Consider the following 22,546-nt stretch of genomic DNA (forward strand, 5'->3'; position numbering starts at 1 on the left):
CAATGAAATGCGCTCAAAAACGATCCAACTCGATCACAATCTCGCTGAACCCCGGCCGCGCCAGCACGTCACCCTGACAGCAGCGCTGCTGCAAGTCCTCCAACCGCTCTCGCGCCTGATCGCTCAACCCCGAGTCGATCCGCTCCAGCAACTCTCCCAACAGCACCCCAAACGCGCGCACTTCGATGCGCTGCAAGGCACGGCTCTCGAAACTGTCCTGCGTGGCATGAAATGACGCCGCGCCAAAGTCCCCCAGCAGGCAATCACCGTGCTCGTTCCACAGGATGTTGTGGCCGTAGAGGTCACCGTGGGTGATGCCCTGGCGGTGCAGGTGCTCACCCACCGAGGCGATGCCACGGGCGATGCGCAACGCCACGTCCGCACTGAACCGGGTGTCATCGGCGTAGACATCCCGGCTGCAGGAATCCAGGCTCGGCAAACCGGCGAGGTTGCGGTAGCTGGGGTCGACCAGCTCCATGACCAACCCGGCCTGGGCTTGCGGGTGTTCGACGATGCGTCCCTCGACCCTGATCAGGTTGGGGTGAAGGCCGGCGGTGATGCAGGCGTTCATTTCATGCAGCGGCGAGCCGTCGCTGGTCATTTGCCCCTTGTAGAGCTTGACCGCGACGGCCTTGGCTTGCTGCCACTCGGCCTGGTGAATGACACCGGAGGCCCCTTCGCCGAGTTTTTCCCCAAGGCGCAGTTGCGCCCAGTCAATGGTCGGCGTGGCCTCGAGCGCGCCAGCATCGGCTTCGGTTTCCAGTGGATTGCCGGCATAGGCCAGCCAGGTCAGGCTCGGTAAAGTCAGCAGCCAGTCGGGTAATTCGCTCAACTGGTTGGCGGCGATCCGGGTCAGTTCCAGTCGATGGCAGTTGCGCAGGCTTTGCGGCAGCTGGGTCAAGCGATTGCCAGCCAGCATCAGCTTTTGCAGATACGGACGTTCGCCCAGTTCGGTCGGCAGCTCGGTGACGCGGTTGTCGGTCAGGATCAACCAGCGCAGTAACGGCGGGAGCGCAGTGCCTGGCACGGTTTTAATGAGGTTGCTCTTGAAACCGACCATGGTCAGCGCGGCGCACTGGCCCAGGCATGCGGGCAGCTCGGTAAACAAGTTGCGGTCACAGAACAGCACCCGCAACCGGTGTAGCCGATGAAAGTCATCCGGCAGGCTGCTCAAGGCGTTGCCACTGAGGTTGAGCACCTGCAGCGTGTCCGCCAGGTCGAGGATTTCCCGGGGGAATTGCGTCAGGCCGGCGGCCAGGTCCAGGCGCGTGGCGCCAGTCAGCAGGCCAGCGCGCAGTTGGGCAAGGGTGTCCATGAACAGATTCGCTTGATGAAGGGAGGGCTTTGAGGCCCGAAAAAAGGCGACATGATAGCGGTTTACGCGCCAACCGGGTCTATTCCCCCGACCACCACCTGGCAGGAATGCTCGATACCCTGGCGAGGAGACGGCGCAGTGAAGGCCAGCGGTCAGGTGGTCGAATGGCCACGGATGTCACCTGTAATCGTCAAGCGGGCTCTCCCGAGCCGCGTCGGCCCCGTGTAACCAATTGGGGAAATTTGCTTCCAGTTTTGTCGGAGGGAGGGCGGTAAATTGGACGGGAAAATACTGGGCGTACAACTTTTTTTCCGAAGCTTTACGCGTCTACCTCGATAGTCCTGGATAAAAGCCCCCGTTTTTCCAGGGATCCAGGCTTTCGCCTTGCTGGAAATTTCTCGACCCATTGCTAACCTGACTTTCAGGAGCGACCCTCACCTGAAGGATTGGGCTGTGAATGGATTCGTTGGAGTGGCAGTGGCGAGTGTGATGCTCAGTGCAAACGTCTGGGCCGCCGACCTTCAAGTGCACGTACGGGTAGACGTACAGCGTGGCTGTCAATTGGTCGGGCAGCAACGCAGCGCCGGCGTCGAACAACTGGGTGTGCTCGACTTCGGCCAGACCGCTCGCCTGGACGATCCTGCGGGTCCGTTGGGGGCCGCGCTGATGAATGCGCGCCTACCTCGCCTTGAGTGCAACCCGGACACCCCTTACCAATTACGCATCGACGGCGGCCAGCATGGCGGCGTCGGTGACGTGCGCTACCTGGCGAGTGCTGCCGGCAGCAAACCCATCCCCTACCGGCTTTACCAGGACCCCGCGCGGCTGATCCCGCTGGCGGTGGACGTGCCGATCAGCGGGCGGGTGCCTGATACCGGCAGCGTGGAACTGCCGCTTTATGCGCGCATTGAGCGATTGACCGACATTCCGCGTGTCAGCCGCTATACGGACCTGGTGAAGGTGACCGTCACCTGGTAGCCACATGTGTCATCGCCCCCCGAGGGAGCTGAGTAGTGCAGGAAAGCGGCCGTGGGTTTGAATGTCCTGAAGGAGTTGGGATTGGCGTGAAGACAAGCAAACATTGGGCATTGATTGCTTTGGCGGCATTGATTTGGCCGGGCATGAACGCAAACGGGGCGGTCAGCGGTCAGGTTCATGCACGGCTGACAATCATCGCCGGTTGCGAAGTCAGCAATGGTGCCAGCCCCGATAACCCGGCCAGTGGTAGTGGCACTCTGGACTTTGGCCGGCCCGGGCCGACCTGGGACAGCCCGATCCGTGCCAGCCTGAGCGAAGACGGCAGCGGTCGCTTGAATGTCGCCTGCGACCCCTCCGTCAATGGTTTCACCGTCACCATCGATGGCGGCACCCACGGCGACGGCACCACCCGACGCCTGAGCAATGGCCGTCAAACGCTCCCTTATCAACTGTTTCTCGATGCCTCGGGCAGCCAGCGCTACAGCATCGGCCAGCAACACAATTTTGCAGTCACCAGCGGTACCCGAATCCCGATTCCGGTCTTCGGCTCGGTGGTGGCGAACGCTCGCGCGGTACCGGCCGGGATCTACACCGACACCCTGACCGTCACGCTCGATTGGTAAACCCGAAGAGGAAGGACACCATGCGCACACTCGCTACAAGGATTGGTTTACCGCTGCTCGGTCTGACACTGGTGTCCAGTGCCCAGGCAGCCACCACCGTTACCGGCCAGATCACCTCCAGCCTGATCCTCATCAGTAGCTGCCAGGTCAACGGCTCGAGCGGCTCCACGGGGCTCAATTTCGGTGCCTTGAACTTCGGCACTGCCAACAGCCTGTTCACCACCGCTTCCGGGCAAGTGCTGGGTGGTGGCGGGGCGCTGTCGATCCTGTGTTCCAGCGGCACCACGCCCTCGGTCAAGGTGCGTGCGGGCGCCCACGACGGCCAGTCGCCGGGAGGCACCCGGGCGTTGTACGACGGAGTCGCCAACTACGTGCCGTACGACCTCTATACCGACGCGGGGCACTCGCAGCTGTTGGCGATCGACGGGGTGATCAACCTGGCCGCCAGCACCGGAGTGGCACAGACCGTGAATCTCTACGGTCAGGCGGTGGGCAAGGCCGGTCTGCCGGCGGGCACCTACACCGACACCATCTCCGTTGAACTGACGTTCTAGGGCCATGAGCCGCCAAGGATGGGCTGCACTGTTGATGCTGTGGACCACCAGTTCGCCGTCGTCCCTGACCGCGGCAACCAGCCAGAGCTTCCAGGTCAACGCCACGGTGGTACCCGGTTGCCTGGTGGTGGGCGGGGTGTCGAATTACGGCAGCCTTGATTTCGGCAGCCAGTCGGCGCTGGCCACCGGTACTGTGCGAGTCGCCCTGACGGCGGATGTGCAGTTGCAATGCACGCCAGGGGTGGCCTTGAACATGAGCGTCGATGGCGGCCAATACAACAGCAGCGGGCGGCACATGCAGCTCGGCACGGGCAGCAACCGTGTGGCTTATCAGTTGTTTCGCGATGCGGCTTACAGCCAGAGCCTGGGGATCGGCCAAAGCGTATCGGTGGCCTACGCCGACGCCAACAACATCCGCCTGCCGATCTACGGCCAGGTGCAATTGCCGGGCAATCAGCCTGGGGGGACCTACAGCGATGTGCTGCAAGTGCAGCTCACGTGGTAATGCGGTGATCGGGCCAGGCAAACACAAGGAGTGGATACATGGGGTTACCTTTGCGGCGGTATGGGGTCGTGGGGCATGCATTGTTGGCGTCGCTGCTGTGGGGGGCAATCAAGGCGCAAGCCGCCAGTTCGGTGCTGATCTGGCCAATCGACCCGGTGCTGGAGGCTGATCAGCAGGCCAGCGCCCTGTGGCTGGAAAACCGTGGCGATGAAACGGCCAACCTGCAAATCCGCGTGTTTGCCTGGAGCCAGAGCGGGTTCAGCGATCAGTACCAGAATCAGCGCGACGTGATCGGCAGCCCGCCCGTGGCCAAGATCGAGCCCGGCCAGAAACAACTGGTGCGCCTGACCCGTACTCGGGAGATTGCGCCGGGGCAGGAGCTGGCTTATCGCATCATCATCGACGAAATCCCCTCGGCGAAACCCACCGCCGCCGACGACGGCAAGACAGCGGCGGCGATACGTTTCCAGATGCGCTACTCGGTACCGCTGTTCGCCTATGGCGCGGGCCTGTGGAGCAAGGAGGACGCCAGCCGCAAGCGTGATCCGAAAGGCGCGGGGCTGCCGCAGCTGTCCTGGCGCACGGTAGCGGTTGATGGCCAGCCCTATGTGGAGGTGCGCAATCAGGGGGCGGTGCATGCCCGGCTGACGGATGTCTCGCTCAAGCAGGGCGGGCAGGAGAAGCCGCTGGTGGAAGGACTGCTCGGCTACGTACTGCCCGGCGCGATCATGCGCTGGCCGGCGCCAGGCCCGATGACGGGCAACCCGGCGTTGCAGGTGCGAGTCAACGGCGCCCCGCAGGTACAGAGCGTTACGCCGTCCCGCTGATGGGGTGGCGCTGATCAAGTGGTGCAGGGAGGGCAGGGTCCATTGACGGACGTACAGCGGTAATGAGCCAGTACCTGGCTCGCAGTTTCCAGCGTCCGTTGCGGACCATCGGTTGTGTGGGTTGCCTGATGTTCGCGCATTGTGGCATCGCCGCCGACCTGCCGCCGCCACCCAGCGGCATGGAGACCGTGGCCGATGCGCAGTTGTTTCTGGAGTTGGTGGTCAATCAAATGAATACCGGACGTGTCGTCGCCGTGGAACAACGCAACGGGCGGCTGTTCCTGCCAGCCAGTGCATTGCGCGATACCTTCATGAAACTGCCGGACAGCCTTGGCGCCGAAGTCGATCTCGATGGGTTGCCGGGCCTGCACAGCGAGTACGACAGCACCGGTCAACGCCTGCTGCTGGAAGTGCCACCCAACTGGTTGCCGGAACAGTTCGTGGGCAACCGCGACGCCTACCCGCGCACCCAGGCGTTGAGCAGCTTCGGCGCCTTGTTCAACTACGACCTGTACCTCAATGACACCGATGACGCTGGCACGTACCTCGCGGCGTGGAATGAAGTGAGGCTGTTTGACGGTTGGGGCACGTTGTCCAACACCGGGCAATATCGACGCACGCTCTCGGGGGATTCGGTCAGTACGCTGAACAACGGCTACCTGCGCTACGACACCACCTGGCGCTACTCCGATGACGAGCGCATGTTGACTTTCGAAGGCGGGGATCTGGTCAGCGGCGCATTGCCCTGGAGCAGTTCGGTGCGCATCGGCGGGGCACAGGTGTCCCGGGACTTTGGCGTGCGACCGGATCTGGTCACCTACCCGCTGCCGCAGTTTGCCGGGGAAGCGGCGGTGCCGTCCTCGGTGGATCTGTTCATCAATGGCTACAAATCCAGTAGCGCGCAGCTGCAACCCGGCCCTTACACCCTGACCAACGTTCCCTTTATCAATGGGGCGGGCGAAGCGGTAGTGGTCACCACTGATGCGCTGGGCCGCCAAGTCTCGACCACTGTGCCGTTCTACGTCACCAGCAGCCTGTTGCAAAAAGGCCTGAGTGACTTTTCGGTGGCCGCCGGCTCCTTGCGTCGCGATTATGGCCTGCGTGATTTTTCCTACGGACCGGGGGTGACGTCGGGCAGTTTACGTTACGGGATCAGTGACAATTTCACCCTGGAAAGCCACGCCGAAGCCTCGGATTCGCTGACCCTGGGCGGCATCGGTGGCAACCTGCGCCTGGGCAATTTTGGCGTGCTGAATACAGCCGTCAGCCAGAGCCGGTTCGACGGCGACCGCGGCCAGCAACTCAGCTTCGGCTATCAGTACAGCAGCCAGCGCTACAGCTTCTCTTACCAGCGTTTGCAACGACGTGACCGCTACGCCGACCTGACCGTAGTCGACACCCCGTTCAACACCTTGAGCCAGCGCAGTGAACAGGCGACCCTGAGCGTCAACCTCGACCGCTGGGGCAGCCTGGGCGTGGGTTATTTCGACATCCGCGCGGCCGATGATTCGCGCACCCGCCTGCTCAACCTGACGTGGAGCAAGCCGCTGTGGCACAACAGCAGTTTCTACCTGTCGGCCAACCGCGAGATCGGCGACAGCAACTGGGCGGTGCAGGCGCAACTGGTCGTTCCGTTCGACCTGTACGGGAGCCTGGCGGTCAGCAGCGAACGCAGCAACACCGGACAAACGCAGCAGCGGGTCAACTACAGCCGCGCGGTGCCGACCCAGGGCGGGGTCGGATTCAGCCTCGGTTACGGCCAGGGCGACGGGCCGGCCTATCGTCAGGCCGACCTGACCTGGCGCCTGCAATCGGTGCAGTTGCAGGCCGGTGTCTACGGCACCAGCGACGCCGAAACCCGTTGGGCCGATGCCAGTGGTTCGTTGGTGTGGATGGACAGGCAGGTGTTTGCCGCCAACCGTATCGACGATGCCTTTGTGGTGGTCAGCACCGACGGTTTTGCCGACATCCCGGTGCGTTACGAAAACCAGCAGGTCGGCCAGACCGATCGCAACGGCCACCTGCTGGTGCCATGGAGCAGCGCCTACTACCGTGGCAAGTACGAAATCGACCCGCTGAACCTGCCGGCCAACGTGCGCAGCCCGAATGTCGAGCAACGGATTGCCGTGCGCCGGGGTAGCGGTTACCTGCTGGAGTTCCCCTTGAGCCGGGTGGTCGCCGCGAGCATCGTGCTGGTGGACGCGCAGCAACAGGACTTGCCGCTGGGCAGCGGCGTGCTGCATGAACAGAGTGGCACGCAGACGGTGGTGGGCTGGGACGGGCTGGTCTATCTGGAAGACCTCAAGGCGCAGAACAACCTGAAGGTGAGCCTGGCGGATGGCAAAAGCTGTGAGGTGCGATTTGCCGTGGATGTGCAGCAGGAGCAGATCCCGCTGATCGGCCCACTGGTGTGTCGGCCATGAGGTGGCTGGCGCTGTTACTGCTTTGCCTGCCGGGATCGGTGTGGGCGTTGTGTTCGGTGGTCTCAACGTTACCGGCGGCATTTGGCACGGTGAGTTCGATTGCCGTGCGTTCATCTTCGCAGCCCAGTTCCACGACAAATGCCGGACTGCGTTGCACGGGCTCATTGCTGACGTTGCTGAGCGCTAATGACCATTTCTACGCCACCGTCACGTCGACGACATCCGGTATGGTCGGCCCTACCGGGGACGTGATTGGCTACACGCTGTACGCCAACAACAGCACCAGTTATCCGATCACGCGTGGCACGCAGTTCGATTTTGCCCGCAACGGGATCATTGATCTGCTCGGCTTGCTGGGGGGCGTGGTGCCCAGAACCGTACCGATCTATTTGGGCAGCATCAGTGGCAGCAACGTGGCAGCGGGGGTCTACAGCGAGACGCTGAGCATCTTCTGGGACTGGAACTACTGTTCGGGCATAGGCGCCTTGGGAGCCTGCCTGGGGCATGACATCAACAGTGGCACGACCACGCTGACGGTGAACATGACGGTGTCCAACGACTGCACCATCACCGCGCCGAACATCGCGTTCGGCAGCGCGCCGGTGGTCAGCGGGTTCACGGCAGTGACCGGGCAGACCATCAACCTGGCCTGCACCAAGGGAAGTGCCTATTCCGTGGGCCTGAGCGACGGGCAGAACCCCGTCAGTGTCGGCGGACGGCGGCGGATGATCTCCGGCAGCAACTACCTGGCCTACGACATCTTCAAGGGCAGCGGCACCACACGCTGGGGCAGTGTCGGCGCGGCGCGGCGGGCCAGCATCGATGCCGAGGTCAACCCTGGCAACGGGCTGGGCACTGGCAGCCAGATCTTCAACTACAACGCGAAGATCTACACCGACCAGGCCACACCGCCAGCGGGGACCTACGTGGACAATGTGGTGCTGGATGTGGGGTTTTGAGTCCACTGTAGGAGCGAGCATGTCGAGGCGTCGAACCGTCGCGAGGGTCGTTAACGATGACGTTGGCTGCCTGACACCCAGTGGTGTATGAGACTCCATCGCGAGCATGCTCGCTCCTACAGGGTTGGGGGCTAACGCTCGATACTGCGGTTCCAGCGCGCATTCCACTCAGGGCGCAATTCGTTGACCTTGTCCCAATCCACCGCAATTGCCGTTTCCAGGTACTTCTTCATGGCATCGACCTGACCGCGGGTCTTGTCAGTGGTCGGCGTGTTCGGGTTGGATGGGATCTGGTCACCGTCTTCCAGTGCAACAGCCTGGGCTTCTGGGGTCAGCAGGAAGGCGGCAAGTTTCTGCGCCAGCTCCGGTTGGGTGTTGTTGGCGATGGCGCATTCGGCGACGTTGAGCACCACCGAGCCTTCCTTCGGTTGCGCGTATTCAACCTGCATACCCTTGAGTTTCAGGGCGGTCACCTGGGTCGGCGTCAACGGGAACAGCGCCGCTTCATCGGTCTGCAGCATTTCGGAAATCTTCGCCGAGCTCGGAATGTACTCCAACACATTACGCCCCACGGTGTTCGGCCAGGCCTTGAAGCCTGGTTCGACGTTGGTTTCGCTGCCGCCCTGGATCCGGTTGAACATCAGGAAACCGTGCAGGCCGAAGGTCGAGGAGGCCATCGACTGGAACACCACCTTGTCCTTGAAACGCGGGTCGGCCAGGTCCATCCATGAGGTCGGCGCTGCCCACCCCTTTTCCTTGAACAGGCGCGTGTTGTACGCCAGTCCAGTCACCCCCAGGCTGACTGCCACCGCCTCATCCTTGATACGGCCCTTGACCGGAATCTGTGCCAGGGTCGGGTTGTCTTGAAGCTTGTCGCAAAGGCCCATCGCGATGGCGCGGTACATGATGCCGTCGTCGAGGAACATCACGTGCATTTGCGGATTGCCCTTGCTCGCCTGGACCTTGGCGAGGATGTCGGCGGAGGTGCCCGGCACGATCACCACCTTGACGTTGTTGGCTTTTTCGAAAGCCGGCAGCACCTTGTCGGCGTAAAGCCGTTCCATGGTGCCGCCGTTCATGCCCAGGTACAGCGTCGGTTCGGCGTGAGCCTGGCCAACGGAGAGCAGGGCGCCCAGGCAAGAGAGTCCGAGCAGTGCAGTGCGTTTGACGTTATTCATAAGCGCGACCTTCCTCTATCAAGCAACGGAGATGGAGTGAAACCGGGTGATGGAAAACGCATCCAGCGGCGTGTTTGAAGCGCCGCTGCAGATGATTTCGGTGAGCGCCTGGCCCACCGCGGGGCCGATCTGAAAACCTGCGCCGGCAAAGCCGAACGCATGCAACAGGCCGGTTTGGGTGCCACTGTGGCCGATCACCGGCTGGCGATCGGGCAGGTAACCTTCGGTGCCGCTCCAGGTACGAATCGCCTGGGCGCCTTGCAGAAACGGATACAGCTCGGCGGCCTGGCGCAGGATCTCGATCACCGCTTGTTGACCGGGACGGGCGCGGGCACCGTCGAGCGCAAATCCCTGGCCACCGCCGAGTACGCAATTGCCGCGCGCGACCTGACGGGCATAAATGCCGCCGCCCTCGACGCCGGTGCTGGCGTCCATCACCAGCGGCAAGGGTTCGGTCACCAGCATGGCCGGGTGGCCGGAATGCATCGGCACCGTTTCACCGAACTGCTCGGCGAGGGTGCCGGCCCAGGCACCGGCGCAATTCAACAACCAGGGGGCGCGCAGCTCCAGGCCGTTTTGTGTGTGCACGTGGAATCGCTGGCCGTCGTGCGCCACGCTGCTCACCGCGCATTGTTCATGCACCTGCGCGCCGTGCCTGCGCGCTGCCTGGGCAAACGCCGGGGAGACCAGGCGCGGGTTGGCATGGCCGTCATCGGGGCAGAACGAGGCACCGACCGCCACCTCGCCCACCCACGGGAAACGGGCGCGCAATTGCGCCCGGTCAAGCAGTTGCAGGTCCAGGCCAAAGCCCTGGCTACTGGCGGCGTAATCGTGCAGCGCCTGCAAATCGGCGAGGCTGCGGGCCAGTTTCAAGTGGCCGCTGCGCTGGTACTCGCCGTCGATGCCGATCAGCTCAGGCAAGCGCCCCCAGATTTCGTGCGCGCGTTGCGACAGTGGCAGTTGCGACAGCGGTCGCCCCTGACGACGGACGCCGCCGTAGTTCACACCGCTTGCATGCGAACCGCAGAAGTCCCGTTCCAGCAGCACCACGCTGCGGCCTGCCTGGCTGAGAAACAGCGCGGCGGAGGAGCCGACAATACCGCCGCCGATGATCACGGCATCAACTTCGATCATGACTCGATCTCCAGGCCAAACGGCAACGGCTTGATCGGCGCCTGCGCCCGAAGCCGACCGATCTCGGAGACTGCCCGCTGACTCTGGCAGGCGATGATTTCCGCCGCCGCGGCGCCGCACATTCGGCCCTGGCAGCGACCCATCCCGACCCGGCAATGGGCCTTGACCCGATTGATTTCCCAGTGGCCTTCGCGCACGACTTCGCGGATGTCGCCGGCGCGCACTTCTTCACAGCGGCAGATCATCGTGGTGTCGGCGGTATCGGCTGCCCAGTTCTCGGGGAACACGAAGGCGCGCTCCAGGCCATGGCGAAAGCGCTCGATGCGGCCGAGATTGTGCTCCAGTTGTGCGCCGCGCTGTGGCTGAATCAGAAAACCGCTGTCTTCAAGCAAGGCCAGCGCAGCCCGTTCGCCGGCCATTTCCGCGGCGTCGGCACCCATGATGCCAGCGCCGTCACCGGCCAGGTACACCTCGCTGACGCTGCTGCGTCCGGCGTTGTCCCGTTGTGGCAGCCAGGCACGGTTGAGTGGGCTCCAGGTGAAGGTGCAGCCGAGCAGATCGGCCAGTTGGGTTTCGCTGCGCAGGCCATGGGCAAACGCCACGGCATCGCAGGCCAGGCGATGGACACCGCTGGCGTCGGACCAGTTCAGCGACTGCACGCGGTGTTCGCCCTCGACCTGTTGCAAGGTGGCACCCTGATGGACCGGGATGCCATGGGCGGTAAGCCAGCTACGGTAGTAGATGCCTTTGGCCAGGGTGGCCGGTTGCGAGAGCAGGCCCGGCACGGCGCGGGCCTGGGCGCTGAAGGGTGAGCTGTCGAGCACCGCGACCACCTTCGCCCCGGTCTTGGCGTATTGATAGGCAACCAGATAGAGCAAAGGGCCGCTGCCGGCGAACACCACCTGTTCACCGATGGCGCAGCCCTGGAATTTCAGGGCGATTTGCGCGGCGCCGAGGCTGTACACGCCGGGCAGCGTCCAACCGGGTATCGGCAACACCCGGTCGGTGGCGCCCGTGGCGACGATCACCCGGGAGAACTCCAGGCGTGCAGCACGACCTTCGCGCAGGGTGTCGAGCGCGTTGTTTTCGGCGTTCCACACCAGCGTGTCGGGACGGTAGTCGAGTTGTTCGCGCAGGTTGTCGAGCGTCTGGTGCAGCGCATTGGCCTTGCGCGCTTCGAAGCCATACAGCTTGACCGCCGAGCGCTTGAAGTTCGCCGGCTGGCGCCGATAAATCTGCCCGCCACCGCGCGCCGCTTCATCCAGCAAGACCGGGCGCACGCCATGGGCCACCAGTGTCTGCGCGGCACGGATGCCGGCAGGGCCGGCGCCGACGATGACCACCGGGTTCATAGGCACCTCGTCTGTGTGGCTGGAGGATTTGTGGTGCCTATTCGGGCCTCATCGCGAGCAAGTCGAATCGTCGCACCGCCGCTCCCACAGGAATTCGCGGCGCACCCTGAACCTGTAGGAGCGAGCTTGCTCGCGATGGGGCCAGAACGATCAACGAAGAAACTCACAGGCACCGCCCCGGCTCGCGGCTGATCTGTTCGCCTGCTTCGAGCATTGTCGAGCAGGCGCGAACGCGGCGGCCGTCGCCCAGGCGAACCCAGCAATCCTGGCAGGCGCCCATCAGGCAGAAGCCGGCGCGGCGCTCGGCGCTGAAATCGCTGCCGCGCAGGTGTTCGCTGCAAGTCAGTACCGCCGTCAGCACGGTGTCGCCGAGCAGGCCGCTGGCGGGCTCACCGTCGAGCGTAAAGTTCAAGGCCGGGCGCTCGCCCTCGGTCAGTCGTTTCAGCAAAGCCATGGCGCCCTCATTGTTTACCCACCAGGACCCGATCCAGGCCGTAGACCCGATCGAGCAGAATCATGGTCAGCGCGGTCAGCGCAATCACCAGGGCCGAGACCGCCGCCATCATCGGATCGATGGACTCGGTGGCGTACACGTACATTCGCACCGGCAGCGTTTGTGTGGCGGGGGAGGTGACGAAGATCGACAGCGTCACCTCGTCGAAACTGTTGATGAACGCCAGCAACCAGCCACCGGCGACCCCCGGCAGAATCATCGGCAAGGTGATCTGGCGAAACAGCGTGAAGCGACCGGCCCCCAGCGATTGCGCGGCATGTTCGGCACTGCGGTCCAGGCCGATGGCCGAGGCCAAAACCAGGCGCAACACATACGGAGTGATCACCAACACGTGGGCAAAGATCAGCCAGGCAAAGCTGCCGTTGACGCCCATCAGCGCAAACAGACGCAGCAGGGCCACGCCCAGGACCAGGTGCGGAATGATGATCGGCGACAGGAACAGGCCGTTGAAAAAATCCCGGCCAGGGAACTCGAAACGGGTGATCGCCAGCGCTGCAGGCACTGCGATCAATGTCGCCAGGCTGGCGGCACTGAATGCCAGGATCAGACTGTTGTAGAACGCGTCGATAAAGTCGGCACGCTCGAACACGGCGCGGAACCAGCGCAGGGAAAATTCCGTGGTCGGCAGGCTGAGGGTGTTTTCCGGGGTGAAGGCCACGAGGCACACCACCACCAGCGGCGCGAGCATGAACAGCACCACCAGGGTATGGAACAGCAAAGCGAAAGGACCGTTCTTGGACATGTCGAGTTATCCCAGTGACTTCTTGTAGCGGCCTTCGATCATCCGGTTCCACGACAGCATGATCAGCAGGTTGAGCAGCAGCAGTGCGACGGCGATGGCCGCGCCCATGGGCCAGTTCAGCTCCGACAGGTACTGGTCGTAGATCAGCGTGGCGACCATCTTGATCCGTCGACCGCCGAGCAATCCGGGAATCGCGAACGAACTGGCGGCCAGGCCGAACACGATCAGGGTGCCGGAGAGCACGCCGGGCATGATCTGCGGCAGCACCACTTTGCGGATCACCGTGAAGTGGCTGGCCCCAAGCGACAGCGCAGCCTGCTCGGCAGCGGGATCGAGTTTTTGCAGCGAGGTCCACACCGGAATGATCATGAACGGCAGCATCACGTGGACCAGCGCGACCACTACCGCGAACGGTGTGTAGAGCAGCTTCACCGGCGAGCCGCCCAGGGCTTGCAGGGTCTGGTTGACCAGGCCGTCGGCGCCGAGCAACAGGCTCCAGCCAAAGGCGCGCACCACCACCGAAATCAGCAGCGGGGTGAGGATCAGCACCAGGAAGATCGAGCGCCACGGCGCGCCCATGCGGCTGAGGATGTAGGCCTCGGGCACGCCGATCAGCACGCACAGCAGGGTGGTCAGGGCGCTGATCCAGAAAGTGCGCAGGAAGATCTCGTAGAAGTACGGGTCCCCCAGCAGGCTGCTGTAGTGTTCAAGGGTATAGGCCTGGCTGTCGATGCCGGTGCCGTAGTCGAACACGTTGAACGACAGCACCAGGGTCAACAGCAGCGGGACAACGAGCAAGCAGACGTACAACGCCAGCGCGGGTGCTGACAGCAGATAGCCCTGGCGCCCTTGTCGAAGTGCGGCCAGCGTACTCATGCCGACACCTCGTCGACGCTCAGTACTCGCAGCAGCGCTGTGTCCCAGTCCAGGCCGACGGTGGTGCCTTCATTCAGCGGTGCCGAGCCGTCGTTGCGGCGCACGACGCTGAGTTCGCCCAGGTCGGTTGTGACGCCGTACAGCCACTGGCTGCCAAGGAAGAAGCGGCTGTTGATGCGACCTTGTACGCGACCGCTACCCGCATCGCACAGATCGATTTTTTCCGGGCGAAGGCTCAGGGTCAGCTCGCCGCCCGCTTTAACGTGGACCACGCCTGTGCTGTCACGCTCGCCGGGTAGCAGGTTGGCCTTGCCGACGAATCCGGAAATGAACTCCGTGCGCGGGTGTTCGTAGAGGGTATAGGGCGCGTCGATCTGGGTGATGCGCCCGGCTTGCATCACCACCACGCGGTCGCTGATGGACAGCGCTTCGGACTGGTCGTGGGTGACCATCAGCGTGGTGATGCCGACCTCGCGCTGGATGCGGCGGATTTCGAATTGCATCTCTTCGCGCAAATTGGCGTCGAGGTTGGACAGCGGCTCGTCGAGCAGCAGCACCGGTGGTTCGATCACCAGGGCCCGCGCCAGTGCCACCCGCTGGCGCTGGCCGCCGGACAACTCCCGTGGGTAACGCTCGGCATGCTTGTCCAGGCGCACCAACTTGAGCACCCGTTCCACGCGTTGCTGCAACTCGCCGTTGGCCACCTTGCGCATGCGCAGGCCGAAGGCGACGTTGTCCTTGACGGTCATGTGCGGGAACAGCGCGTAACTCTGGAACACCACGCCCAGGCCACGACTGGCGGGTTTGGCGTGGGTGATGTCGCGACCATCGAGCAGGATGCGCCCGCTGGTGACTTCAACGAAGCCGGCGATCATTTGCAAGGTGGTGGTCTTGCCGCAGCCGGAGGGGCCGAGCAGGGAAACGAACTCGCCTTTATCGACCGAGAGATCGGTGGCCACCACGGCGTCGATGTCGCCATAGCGTTTGCCAAGTCCTTCAAGTTGCACGAAAGCCATAACTGCGCTCCACCTGTGATTGTTATGCGCGGCCTGGGGCCGTGCTTTTTTGTATGGGCAGATACGAAAAGGTCTTGCCGGGTGCGTTGGCGCTCGATTTGAGTCGGCTGCCGCTGTTGTTCGAATCGCCCCTGTATGGACGCAGAGTAGGACGAAGACTAGGATGGGCTCAATGGCAAATTTCACTGAATCGATGACTATTTTTAGTTTCATTCATTGAATAAATTAAATGACGAGAAATGGCATGACTGATTCCACTGAGCGGAATAAAGATAAAAATGAAGTCGGTGTCGGCGCTGTCTCAAGGTTGTTTGCCGTCCTGCGGACCCTCGGTGACACGGTCGAGGGCGGCGAGCGGGTGACCCAACTGGCCCAGCGCATCGGTCTGTCGCAACCGACCACTCACCGCCTGCTGCGCAGCCTGATGGACGAGGGCATGGTCGAGCAGGACGGGCGCAGCAAGCGCTACCGCTTGAGTCTTGAGTTCTTTGCCCTGGCTGCGCGGGCGGGCAATACCGGCAACCTGCGTGAGCTGGTTCGCCCGTCGCTGCTGCGGCTGTCTGCGTCATTGGGCGACTCGTTGTTCCTGCTGGCGCGCAGCGGGTTTGATGCGATCTGCCTGGACCGCAGTGAAGGGCCGTTTCCGATTCGCACCTTTACCGGTGACATCGGCGGACGCGTGGCGTTGGGTGTCGGCCAGGGCAGCCTGGCGATCCTGGCGTTCCTGCCGGAAGAAGAGCGCGACACGGTGATCCGCTATAACCTGCCACGGCTCAAGGACTTTCATCTGTACGACGAAGTGTTCCTGCGCGCCGAAGTCGATAACGTGCGTGCGCTGGGTTATGCCGGACGCAACACTGGTGTGCTCCAGGGGATGGCCGGGTTGGCCGTGCCGATCCTGGACCGCGAAGGACGTGCGGTGGCGGCGCTGAGTGTGGCCACCATCAGCGATCGACTGGGTCCGGACCGCTTGCCGACGGTGGTCGAGATGCTCAAGCGCGAAGCGGCGCTGATCGGGCCACGGATCAATCCGTTTGATCCGCTGCTGCGACGGCCTTCACAGGTGTTTGGGCAGGGGTGAGCGTTCCCTGACACTGAGCAAGCCCGCTCCCACAGGGGTAAGCGGCGACTCAAAAGTTTACGGTCTGCCGCAACATCCGCGCCGCCTGCGTATCGCTGGGGCTGACCATCGCGTAGTTGTACCCACCGCCCGACCAGTACTCGGCCTGCAACTCGCCGTCAGTGCGGCTGCCCCGTGGCAGCATGAAGTTTCTCGGTCCTGGCGGGCGCACGTAGAAGCTGATCTTGTTGCCACCGCGATCCTCATACACCACCATCGCCGCCGGCCCTTGTTCGGTGCTGAGCAGACGCCCGCTGACCGGGCTGAATCCCGCGTGCGACAGATCGGGCAGGCGATTGGCTTGGGTGAAATACCGATCAAGCCAGCCCTGCATGTCGCCGGCTTCGCTGACCTTGTAGTCGGCCGGCAGCATGCCTTGCTGGGCAAACAGGCGGTAAGCCTGAATGGCATCGCCCATCGGTTGGGCGGCGTTGAGGAGGGTCATCTCCCGGGCTTTCCAACCGCTCAAACCCGCGATGCTGACGGCGATCAACAGCACCGCCGCGCTGGCCAGATGGCGTCGCGACCGACGCTTGAGACGCTGGCGGATCCGCAACGGGTCGAGTGCCGGGTTTGCCGGTTGCTGCAAGGCGCCGCCGAGGGCCGCGCGCAGTTGCTGGGCGTCCTGTTGCCAGGCACGTACCTGTGCGCCCACGGTCGGGTTGCTGGCGAGAAACGTTTCCACGAGGCGTCGGTCGTCTTCACCGAGCTGGTGGTCGATGTACGCGTGCAGGTCGCGTTCGTTCGGAGGCATGCTGATCATTTGAGTCTCCGCAGGGAAGGGCGGGTGATTTCGCCGTCGCTGAGCTGGCGCAAGGCCTGGCGTGCGCGTGAGAGGCGTGACATGACGGTGCCGATGGGCACGTCAAGTATCTCGGCGACGTCCTTGTAGCTCAGGCCCTCGACCGACACCCAGAGCAAAAGGGCGCGCTGTTCGGTGCTGAGCTGGTCGAACGCCTCAAGCGTCGATTGGGCCAGCACCGTCCGCTCCGCTGACGGCTCGCTATCGTCGCGTCCTGTAAAGAATTCGAGCATCCGCGCGTAACGGCGCGAACGGCGATGCGCATCGAGAAACTGCCGGTACAGGATCGCAAACAGCCAGGCACGCAAATCGCCCTCGGGGCGCTTGGCACTCCAACTCGACAGTGCGCGTTCAAGGCACGATTGCACCAGATCGTCCGCGCTGCTGGCGTTGCGCGTCAATGACACGGCAAACCGGCGCAGTCTGGGAATGATTTCTCGCAGTTGTTCGTCGATTTCGTTCATCAAATGCTGGCTAGTCACTACGCTGTTGGACTAGAGAGACGCCCGGAAGCCGAGGTTATTCCACGCCTGGAAAAATAAATACCGGGTGATGGAATAAACCTGCAGGCGGTGCGTCTGCCTGATTCTTCTCACTCATGGCCGCAGGCCCTGGAGTTTTTCATGGTAGATCGCTCATCACCGCCTTTGAGTGGCACGAGCCTGGTGTTGCGCCTGGCTGCCATCGCCGTGGTGGTCGGTGCCGTCGCCGGGGCGTTCGCCTACGTCAACGGAACCTTCGACCCACAACGCCTGACGCCGAAGAAACTGGTCAACGTGCTGGAAACCAACAATGGCGTGCATCCCGGTTTTCGTCGCAACCATGCCAAGGGCGTGTGCGTGATCGGGCATTTCGAGAGCAGCGGCGAGGCGCGCAGCTATTCCACCGCGCAGGTGTTCAACGAGGCTCGCACCCCGGTGGTCGGGCGCTTCGCCTTGCCTGCCGGTAGTCCTTATGCGCCGGATGGTGCGGTGCCGATTCGCAGCCTGGCATTGCGCTTCACCCAGGCCAATGGCCAACAGTGGCGCACCGGGATGAACAGCATGCCGGTGTTCCCGGTGGGCACGCCCGAGGCGTTCTACCAGTTCCAGCAGGCCCTGTCGCCGTTACCCGCCACAGGCAAACCGGACCCGGCCGCGGTGCCGGCGTTTTTTGCCTCGCATCCAGAAACCGCGCCGTTTCTGGCCTGGGTGAAAACGGCGAAGCCCTCGGCGAGTTACGTGACGGAGAACTACAACAGCGTCAACGCGTTTTACCTGGTCAACGCGACCGGGCAAAAACAGGCGGTGCGCTGGAATATGGTGCCGGTGGCCAAGGACGCGCCGGGTGCGATGGCACCGCAAGGCAGCGATTATCTCGAGAAGGACCTGGTGCAGAGGATCGCCACGGGCCCACTGCGGTGGCAACTGATGATCACGCTGGCCAACCCCGGCGACCCCACCAACGACGCCAGCAAGCCCTGGCCCGAAGGGCGCAAGGTGATTAACGCCGGCACCCTGGTACTGGAGAGCACCCAACCGCAGCTCGATGGCGAATGCCGCGACATCAATTACGACCCGCTGGTGCTGCCGGCCGGCATCGAGGGTTCCGACGACCCATTGCTCGCCGCACGTTCCGCCGGCTACGCCAATTCCTACCTGCGTCGCACCAGCGAAGTCAGCCAATTGCCTGCCGCCAAACAGGAGGCTCAACAATGAGCGCCCAACCCAACCACTTCGCTCCACTGGCGCGGCTGCTGCACTGGCTGATGGCGCTGATGATCATCGCGATGCTGTTTATCGGTGCCGGCATGGTCGCGTCCGTGTCCGAGCGCCATGAGTGGCTGATTCATCTGCACAAGCCGTTGGGCGTGGCCATTTTGCTGCTGGTGATCGTGCGCCTCGCCGTGCGGTTCTCCACCCGACAACCTCCGCTGCCTGCGGACCTGCCCGGTTGGCAAGTGCTGGCGGCGAAGGCTTCGCATGTCCTGCTGTACGTCTTGATGCTGGTGTTGCCGCTGCTCGGCTGGGCGATGATCTCGGCCTCGGGCGAGCCGGTGATGCTCGGCAGCTCGTTGCAACTGCCTTCGATCATGCCGGCCAACGCATCGCTGTTCGCGTTCCTGCGCAAGGCCCACGGCTATCTCGCGTACCTGCTGTTCCTCACCGTGCTGGTGCATCTGGCGGCAGCGCTGTTCCATGGCTGGGTGCGGCGCGATGGGGTGCTGGACAGCATGTTGCGGGGTAAGGATCGCGGTTGATTGCCACAAAAAAAAGCCGCCCTCGGACCGGGGCGGCGTTTTTACTGTCGCGGGATCAACGCAACCTGCCGACCATCTCCGCCACCGTCGTCAGTACATCCTTGCCCAACTGCTTCGAACGCTTGCCTGACCAGCCGGTGAGCGGGTTGGGGTGGTCGTCGTGGTCCTTGAACGGCATTTCCAGCGTCAGGGACAGGCAGTCGTACTTCTGGCCAACGGCGTTGCAGGCCAGGGTCATGTTGGCCTTGCCCGGCTCGTCACGCACGTAGCCGTGTTGGGTCTGGAAGTCCTTGGTGGTGTGCTTGAGGTGATTGCGAAAATCCTCTTCAAGCTTCTCGATGCGCGGCGTGTAGCCGGGGTTGCCTTCGCAAGCGGCGGTGAATACGTGGGGGATCTCCTCGTCGCCGTGGACGTCGATGAACAGGTCGACGCCATACTGTTCCATCTGCTGCTGGACGAAGAACACTTCCGGGCTGATCTCCGGGCTCGCATTCTGCCAGGCACGATTGAGGTCCTGACCCATGGCGTTGGTGCGCAGGTGACCGTGGAAAGCGCCGTCCGGGTTCATATTCGGCACCAGATACAGGTCGGCGCTGGCCAGCAGTTTATTCAACACCGCATCGTCCTGATGTTCCAGGCGTTCGATCACGCCTTCCATGAACCATTCGGCCATGTGCTCGCCGGGGTGCTGCTGGGCAATGATCCACACTTTTCGCCGGCCCTCGGCGCCCGTGCCTTTGCGCAGAAGTTGGATGTCCCGACCCTCGATGCTCTTGCCGGTGGCCAGCAGTTCGGTGCCGGCCTTGGTCAGCGCCTGCTCGATCAGCCAGTCATGGCGGCCGCGGCTGTAGGGTTCGAAATAGGCAAACCAGGCATGGGTGGCAGTGGCTTCAAGGCTGAAGCGCAGGGCATCGCCTTCGAAAATGGTCGGTATGCGGAACCAGTTCACATGATCGTAGGAGGCCACGGCCTGATAGCCGGTCCAGGCTTTGTTGTAGGAGGATTTGCTCGCGTTGCTCAGGCGGAACCAGTGCTCCTGGCCGACATGCAGGCCGCTGGCCTTGAAGTGAAACCATTGGAAGTGCGGGCTGCGAGTGTCTGGCCTGATGGCCAGCAGCGGTTGCAGCGGATTGCTGAGGTCCAGCACTTCAATGTTGCCGCTGTCGAAGTTCGAGGTGATGCTCAAGGAGGATTTGGCCAGGGTCATATCATTTCCTGAATATGATTTTTATGGCGGCTACTTTACACCCTGGGAACGCAATTGAGATCAGTCAGCGTGTCCCGACTTCTTCCCGGCATGTCGATGCCGTGTTGATGTACCCGCCGATACAGGGTAGCCCTGGAAATCCCCAGCGAGCGGGCGGCGGCCGCAGGCTTCCAGCGATGTCGCACCAGCGCGTCGAGCAGCGCCTGGCGTTCCGGGCTCGCGCTGTGCTCGCCGCAGGCATGGCCGACTGCACTCTCCATCGCGGTGCCACGCAAGGCCTCGGGCAGGTGGTCGAGCTGGATCAGTTGCGTATCGCACACCGCGCAGGCATAGCGCAGGACATGGCGCAGTTGGCGTACATTGCCCGGCCAACGGTAATTCAACAGGCATTCCAGCACGTTGCTGGCCAGTTGCATCGGGGCTGCATCGGGCGGTGACTCTTGTGCCAGGATGCGGTTGACCAGGGTCAGGCGGTCGCTGCGTTCACGCAAGGGGGGCAACTGAAAGCGTGCCCCGTTCAAGCGAAAATACAGGTCTTCGCGAAACTCGCCTGCAGCGACCAATGCTTCCAGGTCCCGGTGGCTGGCGCAGATCACCTGAATGTCGACGACCTTGCGCCGTGATGCACCCAATGGTGCCACTTCGCCTTCGGCGAGCACGCGCAGCAGCCGGGTTTGCAAGGCCAGCGGCATGTCACCGATTTCATCGAGGAACAAGGTGCCGCCGTTGGCCTGCTCCAGCAGGCCCTGCATGCCTTTGTTCGCCGCGCCGGTGAAGGCGCCGGCGACATAGCCGAACAATTCGCTTTCGATGAGGCTTTCCGGAATCGCTGCGCAATTGAGCGCGACGAAAGGGCGGTCGCGACGTCGACTGGCCTGGTGCAGGTGTCGGGCGAACACTTCCTTTCCCGAGCCGGTCTCGCCCTGGATCAACACCGGCAGGTTGCGGTCCTTGACCCGTACCGCCAGGCGCAGGCTTTCTTCCAGGCGCGGATCGAGCTCGACCGGCGCCAGTGCCGGGCGCGCAGGGGCCGGCGGGCTGCGCCGAGGCAGGCTAAGACGGGCGTGCAGCGGCGGCTGACCGTTGCGATCCGGCAGGAGGCACAAGGATCCGTCTCGGGCTCGATGCAATATCTGCTGATCGAACACCTGGTCGATGTGCTGCGGCAGTTGCTCAAAACGCTGCAGCAACCATTGGCGCGCCGCCGGGTTCAACGCCTGCAGGCAGCCGTCATCATCCCAGGCCAGCAGGTAATCGGGTTGACTGTCGACGTAACCCTGGTTGTTGTGCGCGCGCAATACGCAGTAGCCCTGGGCGCTGCTCATGAAGAATGCCTGTTCGATCTCACGTGCGCTCTGCACCACCATCTGCCGGATCAGGTGTTGGGAACGGCGATCATCGGGCGAGCGAACGGCCGACACATCGAGCACGCCAAGCAGTTCGCCCCGCGGGTCGAACACCGGGGCCGCCGAGCAGGTCAGGCCGATGAACGCTGCGCGAAAGTGATCGCGTTTGTGTACGGTCACCGGGGTTCGTGCATTGAGGACCGCCGCCACGCCGCACGTGCCTTCTTCACCTTCCGACCAGCAGGTCCCCAGGTACAGGCCGGCCTTGCGGCAATCGTTGCGAATCGAGGTTTCGACGCGGTAATCGATGGTCTGGCCCTGGGCGTTGGTGAGCAGGACGCAATAGTCGGCGTCTCGCACGCGGCCATGCAGGCGGGCCACTTCCTCGCTGGCGATGCGCAGGAACAGGTCGGAGCGCTCGCGGCATTCCTGCAGCACGTTCTGCGAAAGGATCCGCGGCCCTTGCAGCGAACCCGGGTCGAGATGGTGTTGCTCCATGGAACGGCGCCAGGAGTCGAGTATCAGGTCCGGAACCGGCAACTGGGGCAGATGCCCGGCGTTTTTCAAAACACGGCTGACGCAATCGACGTGCGCCCTGGAATGTGCGGAAAGCATTAAGGCCTCCGATTCGATCTTCTTTTAGTTGTGCCGACATTAAGCGCCGTTGATGACCCTTCGACAAGCACTGAAGCAAACCCGGCGTTCGCTGAGACGCGATGTCTCACGCACCGGGCGCGCGTTCGTGCAGCCTGATATGACACGTCTCAAACGGGCTTGTCCGCGCACGCCTGTTTTATCGACGCGAGGGCTCTGCATCGGGCTCTGGAGGCGGTTTT

Annotated in this window: 22 protein-coding genes; 10 read left to right on the top strand and 12 right to left on the bottom strand. The window is 63.2% G+C overall.

Annotated elements, in window-relative coordinates:
- Positions 1 to 13: 13 nt before the first annotated feature.
- Positions 14 to 1,315 (bottom strand): protein kinase, encoded by a 1,302-nt coding sequence (locus AB4O36_RS06340; RefSeq protein ID WP_460141272.1) that lies wholly within the window; start codon positions 1,313 to 1,315, stop codon positions 14 to 16.
- Positions 1,316 to 1,804: 489 nt separating this feature from the next.
- Here AB4O36_RS06340 and AB4O36_RS06345 point away from each other — a divergent pair, with 489 nt between their 5' ends.
- From AB4O36_RS06345 to AB4O36_RS06375, 7 genes are all read left to right on the top strand, one after another.
- Positions 1,805 to 2,293: a Csu type fimbrial protein gene (locus AB4O36_RS06345; RefSeq protein WP_460126618.1), complete on the top strand. Its 489-nt coding sequence runs from the start codon at positions 1,805 to 1,807 to the stop codon at positions 2,291 to 2,293.
- A 143-nt stretch (positions 2,294 to 2,436) separates the two neighbouring features.
- Positions 2,437 to 2,916 carry a Csu type fimbrial protein gene (locus tag AB4O36_RS06350; RefSeq protein WP_460142119.1) on the top strand — a complete coding sequence of 160 codons (480 nt, stop codon included), beginning with the start codon at positions 2,437 to 2,439 and terminating at the stop codon, positions 2,914 to 2,916.
- A gap of 20 nt (positions 2,917 to 2,936) precedes the next feature.
- A complete protein-coding gene (locus AB4O36_RS06355) occupies positions 2,937 to 3,470 on the top strand; it encodes a Csu type fimbrial protein (protein WP_460141273.1) in 534 nt (177 codons plus the stop codon).
- 4 nt (positions 3,471 to 3,474) lie between these two features.
- Positions 3,475 to 3,975 carry a Csu type fimbrial protein gene (locus AB4O36_RS06360; protein ID WP_460122567.1) on the top strand — a complete coding sequence of 167 codons (501 nt, stop codon included), beginning with the start codon at positions 3,475 to 3,477 and terminating at the stop codon, positions 3,973 to 3,975.
- Positions 3,976 to 4,013: 38 nt separating this feature from the next.
- Entirely contained in the window at positions 4,014 to 4,802 is a 789-nt protein-coding gene (locus tag AB4O36_RS06365; protein ID WP_460141274.1) for a fimbrial biogenesis chaperone, read from the top strand.
- A 62-nt stretch (positions 4,803 to 4,864) separates the two neighbouring features.
- Positions 4,865 to 7,225, top strand: a complete 2,361-nt coding sequence (locus AB4O36_RS06370; protein WP_460141275.1) for a fimbria/pilus outer membrane usher protein — start codon at positions 4,865 to 4,867, stop codon at positions 7,223 to 7,225.
- Positions 7,222 to 8,184 (top strand): Csu type fimbrial protein, encoded by a 963-nt coding sequence (locus AB4O36_RS06375; protein WP_460141276.1) that lies wholly within the window; start codon positions 7,222 to 7,224, stop codon positions 8,182 to 8,184. Before AB4O36_RS06370 ends, AB4O36_RS06375 begins: the two co-directional genes overlap by 4 nt.
- Before the next feature lie 131 nt (positions 8,185 to 8,315).
- Here the strand turns inward: AB4O36_RS06375 and AB4O36_RS06380 are convergent, their stop codons facing one another.
- From AB4O36_RS06380 to AB4O36_RS06410, 7 genes are all read right to left on the bottom strand, one after another.
- The gene (locus AB4O36_RS06380; protein WP_460141277.1) at positions 8,316 to 9,362 is read right to left on the bottom strand and encodes an ABC transporter substrate-binding protein; all 1,047 of its coding nucleotides are present in this window, start codon (positions 9,360 to 9,362) and stop codon (positions 8,316 to 8,318) included.
- Positions 9,363 to 9,380: 18 nt separating this feature from the next.
- A complete protein-coding gene (locus AB4O36_RS06385; RefSeq protein WP_460122577.1) occupies positions 9,381 to 10,496 on the bottom strand; it encodes an NAD(P)/FAD-dependent oxidoreductase in 1,116 nt (371 codons plus the stop codon).
- Positions 10,493 to 11,848 (bottom strand): FAD/NAD(P)-dependent oxidoreductase, encoded by a 1,356-nt coding sequence (locus AB4O36_RS06390; RefSeq protein ID WP_460141278.1) that lies wholly within the window; start codon positions 11,846 to 11,848, stop codon positions 10,493 to 10,495. The genes AB4O36_RS06385 and AB4O36_RS06390 overlap by 4 nt, the downstream gene beginning before the upstream one ends.
- A gap of 163 nt (positions 11,849 to 12,011) precedes the next feature.
- Entirely contained in the window at positions 12,012 to 12,302 is a 291-nt protein-coding gene (locus tag AB4O36_RS06395) for a (2Fe-2S)-binding protein (protein WP_460122581.1), read from the bottom strand.
- 7 nt (positions 12,303 to 12,309) lie between these two features.
- On the bottom strand, positions 12,310 to 13,104 hold the full coding sequence (locus tag AB4O36_RS06400; RefSeq protein WP_368559022.1) for an ABC transporter permease: 795 nt from the start codon (positions 13,102 to 13,104) through the stop codon (positions 12,310 to 12,312).
- 6 nt (positions 13,105 to 13,110) lie between these two features.
- Positions 13,111 to 13,980, bottom strand: a complete 870-nt coding sequence (locus tag AB4O36_RS06405; RefSeq protein WP_460141279.1) for an ABC transporter permease — start codon at positions 13,978 to 13,980, stop codon at positions 13,111 to 13,113.
- Complete coding sequence (locus tag AB4O36_RS06410; RefSeq protein ID WP_460122585.1) at positions 13,977 to 14,996, bottom strand: ABC transporter ATP-binding protein; 1,020 nt, start codon at positions 14,994 to 14,996, stop codon at positions 13,977 to 13,979. The genes AB4O36_RS06405 and AB4O36_RS06410 overlap by 4 nt, the downstream gene beginning before the upstream one ends.
- A 244-nt stretch (positions 14,997 to 15,240) precedes the next feature.
- Between AB4O36_RS06410 and AB4O36_RS06415 the strand changes: the two genes are divergently transcribed.
- Complete coding sequence (locus AB4O36_RS06415) at positions 15,241 to 16,077, top strand: IclR family transcriptional regulator (protein WP_460122587.1); 837 nt, start codon at positions 15,241 to 15,243, stop codon at positions 16,075 to 16,077.
- Positions 16,078 to 16,126: 49 nt separating this feature from the next.
- On the opposite strand, the gene AB4O36_RS06420 is transcribed toward AB4O36_RS06415, so the two are convergent.
- Both AB4O36_RS06420 and AB4O36_RS06425 read right to left on the bottom strand, forming a co-directional pair.
- Positions 16,127 to 16,879, bottom strand: coding sequence for an anti-sigma factor family protein (locus AB4O36_RS06420; RefSeq protein ID WP_460141280.1), 753 nt, complete (start codon positions 16,877 to 16,879; stop codon positions 16,127 to 16,129).
- Positions 16,876 to 17,382 (bottom strand): sigma-70 family RNA polymerase sigma factor, encoded by a 507-nt coding sequence (locus AB4O36_RS06425; protein ID WP_460122591.1) that lies wholly within the window; start codon positions 17,380 to 17,382, stop codon positions 16,876 to 16,878. The genes AB4O36_RS06420 and AB4O36_RS06425 overlap by 4 nt, the downstream gene beginning before the upstream one ends.
- Positions 17,383 to 17,541: 159 nt before the next feature.
- On the opposite strand from AB4O36_RS06425, the gene AB4O36_RS06430 reads away from it, so the two are divergent.
- Both AB4O36_RS06430 and AB4O36_RS06435 read left to right on the top strand, forming a co-directional pair.
- Positions 17,542 to 18,615 (top strand): catalase family peroxidase, encoded by a 1,074-nt coding sequence (locus tag AB4O36_RS06430; RefSeq protein WP_460141281.1) that lies wholly within the window; start codon positions 17,542 to 17,544, stop codon positions 18,613 to 18,615.
- Positions 18,612 to 19,157 (top strand): cytochrome b, encoded by a 546-nt coding sequence (locus AB4O36_RS06435; protein WP_460141282.1) that lies wholly within the window; start codon positions 18,612 to 18,614, stop codon positions 19,155 to 19,157. The genes AB4O36_RS06430 and AB4O36_RS06435 overlap by 4 nt, the downstream gene beginning before the upstream one ends.
- Before the next feature lie 55 nt (positions 19,158 to 19,212).
- On the opposite strand, the gene AB4O36_RS06440 is transcribed toward AB4O36_RS06435, so the two are convergent.
- Together AB4O36_RS06440 and AB4O36_RS06445 are read right to left on the bottom strand one after the other, a co-directional pair.
- Positions 19,213 to 20,364, bottom strand: coding sequence for a M14 family metallopeptidase (locus tag AB4O36_RS06440; RefSeq protein ID WP_460141283.1), 1,152 nt, complete (start codon positions 20,362 to 20,364; stop codon positions 19,213 to 19,215).
- Between the two features lie 35 nt (positions 20,365 to 20,399).
- Positions 20,400 to 22,325, bottom strand: a complete 1,926-nt coding sequence (locus AB4O36_RS06445) for a sigma-54-dependent Fis family transcriptional regulator (protein ID WP_460141284.1) — start codon at positions 22,323 to 22,325, stop codon at positions 20,400 to 20,402.
- Positions 22,326 to 22,546: the final 221 nt, after the last annotated feature.

The sequence above is a fragment of the Pseudomonas sp. S2_E01 genome, from assembly GCF_054668365.1.

Coding starts and splice junctions, on each gene's coding strand:
- AB4O36_RS06400 (WP_368559022.1), bottom strand. CDS start 13,104: ATGTCCAAGAACGGTCCTTTCGCTTTGCTGTTCCATACCCTGGTGGTG.
- AB4O36_RS06340 (WP_460141272.1), bottom strand. CDS start 1,315: ATGGACACCCTTGCCCAACTGCGCGCTGGCCTGCTGACTGGCGCCACG.
- AB4O36_RS06365 (WP_460141274.1), top strand. CDS start 4,014: ATGGGGTTACCTTTGCGGCGGTATGGGGTCGTGGGGCATGCATTGTTG.
- AB4O36_RS06385 (WP_460122577.1), bottom strand. CDS start 10,496: ATGATCGAAGTTGATGCCGTGATCATCGGCGGCGGTATTGTCGGCTCC.
- AB4O36_RS06435 (WP_460141282.1), top strand. CDS start 18,612: ATGAGCGCCCAACCCAACCACTTCGCTCCACTGGCGCGGCTGCTGCAC.
- AB4O36_RS06370 (WP_460141275.1), top strand. CDS start 4,865: ATGAGCCAGTACCTGGCTCGCAGTTTCCAGCGTCCGTTGCGGACCATC.
- AB4O36_RS06395 (WP_460122581.1), bottom strand. CDS start 12,302: ATGGCTTTGCTGAAACGACTGACCGAGGGCGAGCGCCCGGCCTTGAAC.
- AB4O36_RS06350 (WP_460142119.1), top strand. CDS start 2,437: ATGAACGCAAACGGGGCGGTCAGCGGTCAGGTTCATGCACGGCTGACA.
- AB4O36_RS06345 (WP_460126618.1), top strand. CDS start 1,805: ATGCTCAGTGCAAACGTCTGGGCCGCCGACCTTCAAGTGCACGTACGG.
- AB4O36_RS06355 (WP_460141273.1), top strand. CDS start 2,937: ATGCGCACACTCGCTACAAGGATTGGTTTACCGCTGCTCGGTCTGACA.
- AB4O36_RS06360 (WP_460122567.1), top strand. CDS start 3,475: ATGAGCCGCCAAGGATGGGCTGCACTGTTGATGCTGTGGACCACCAGT.
- AB4O36_RS06390 (WP_460141278.1), bottom strand. CDS start 11,848: ATGAACCCGGTGGTCATCGTCGGCGCCGGCCCTGCCGGCATCCGTGCC.
- AB4O36_RS06430 (WP_460141281.1), top strand. CDS start 17,542: ATGGTAGATCGCTCATCACCGCCTTTGAGTGGCACGAGCCTGGTGTTG.
- AB4O36_RS06440 (WP_460141283.1), bottom strand. CDS start 20,364: ATGACCCTGGCCAAATCCTCCTTGAGCATCACCTCGAACTTCGACAGC.
- AB4O36_RS06375 (WP_460141276.1), top strand. CDS start 7,222: ATGAGGTGGCTGGCGCTGTTACTGCTTTGCCTGCCGGGATCGGTGTGG.
- AB4O36_RS06410 (WP_460122585.1), bottom strand. CDS start 14,996: ATGGCTTTCGTGCAACTTGAAGGACTTGGCAAACGCTATGGCGACATC.
- AB4O36_RS06405 (WP_460141279.1), bottom strand. CDS start 13,980: ATGAGTACGCTGGCCGCACTTCGACAAGGGCGCCAGGGCTATCTGCTG.
- AB4O36_RS06425 (WP_460122591.1), bottom strand. CDS start 17,382: ATGAACGAAATCGACGAACAACTGCGAGAAATCATTCCCAGACTGCGC.
- AB4O36_RS06380 (WP_460141277.1), bottom strand. CDS start 9,362: ATGAATAACGTCAAACGCACTGCACTGCTCGGACTCTCTTGCCTGGGC.
- AB4O36_RS06420 (WP_460141280.1), bottom strand. CDS start 16,879: ATGATCAGCATGCCTCCGAACGAACGCGACCTGCACGCGTACATCGAC.
- AB4O36_RS06445 (WP_460141284.1), bottom strand. CDS start 22,325: ATGCTTTCCGCACATTCCAGGGCGCACGTCGATTGCGTCAGCCGTGTT.
- AB4O36_RS06415 (WP_460122587.1), top strand. CDS start 15,241: ATGACTGATTCCACTGAGCGGAATAAAGATAAAAATGAAGTCGGTGTC.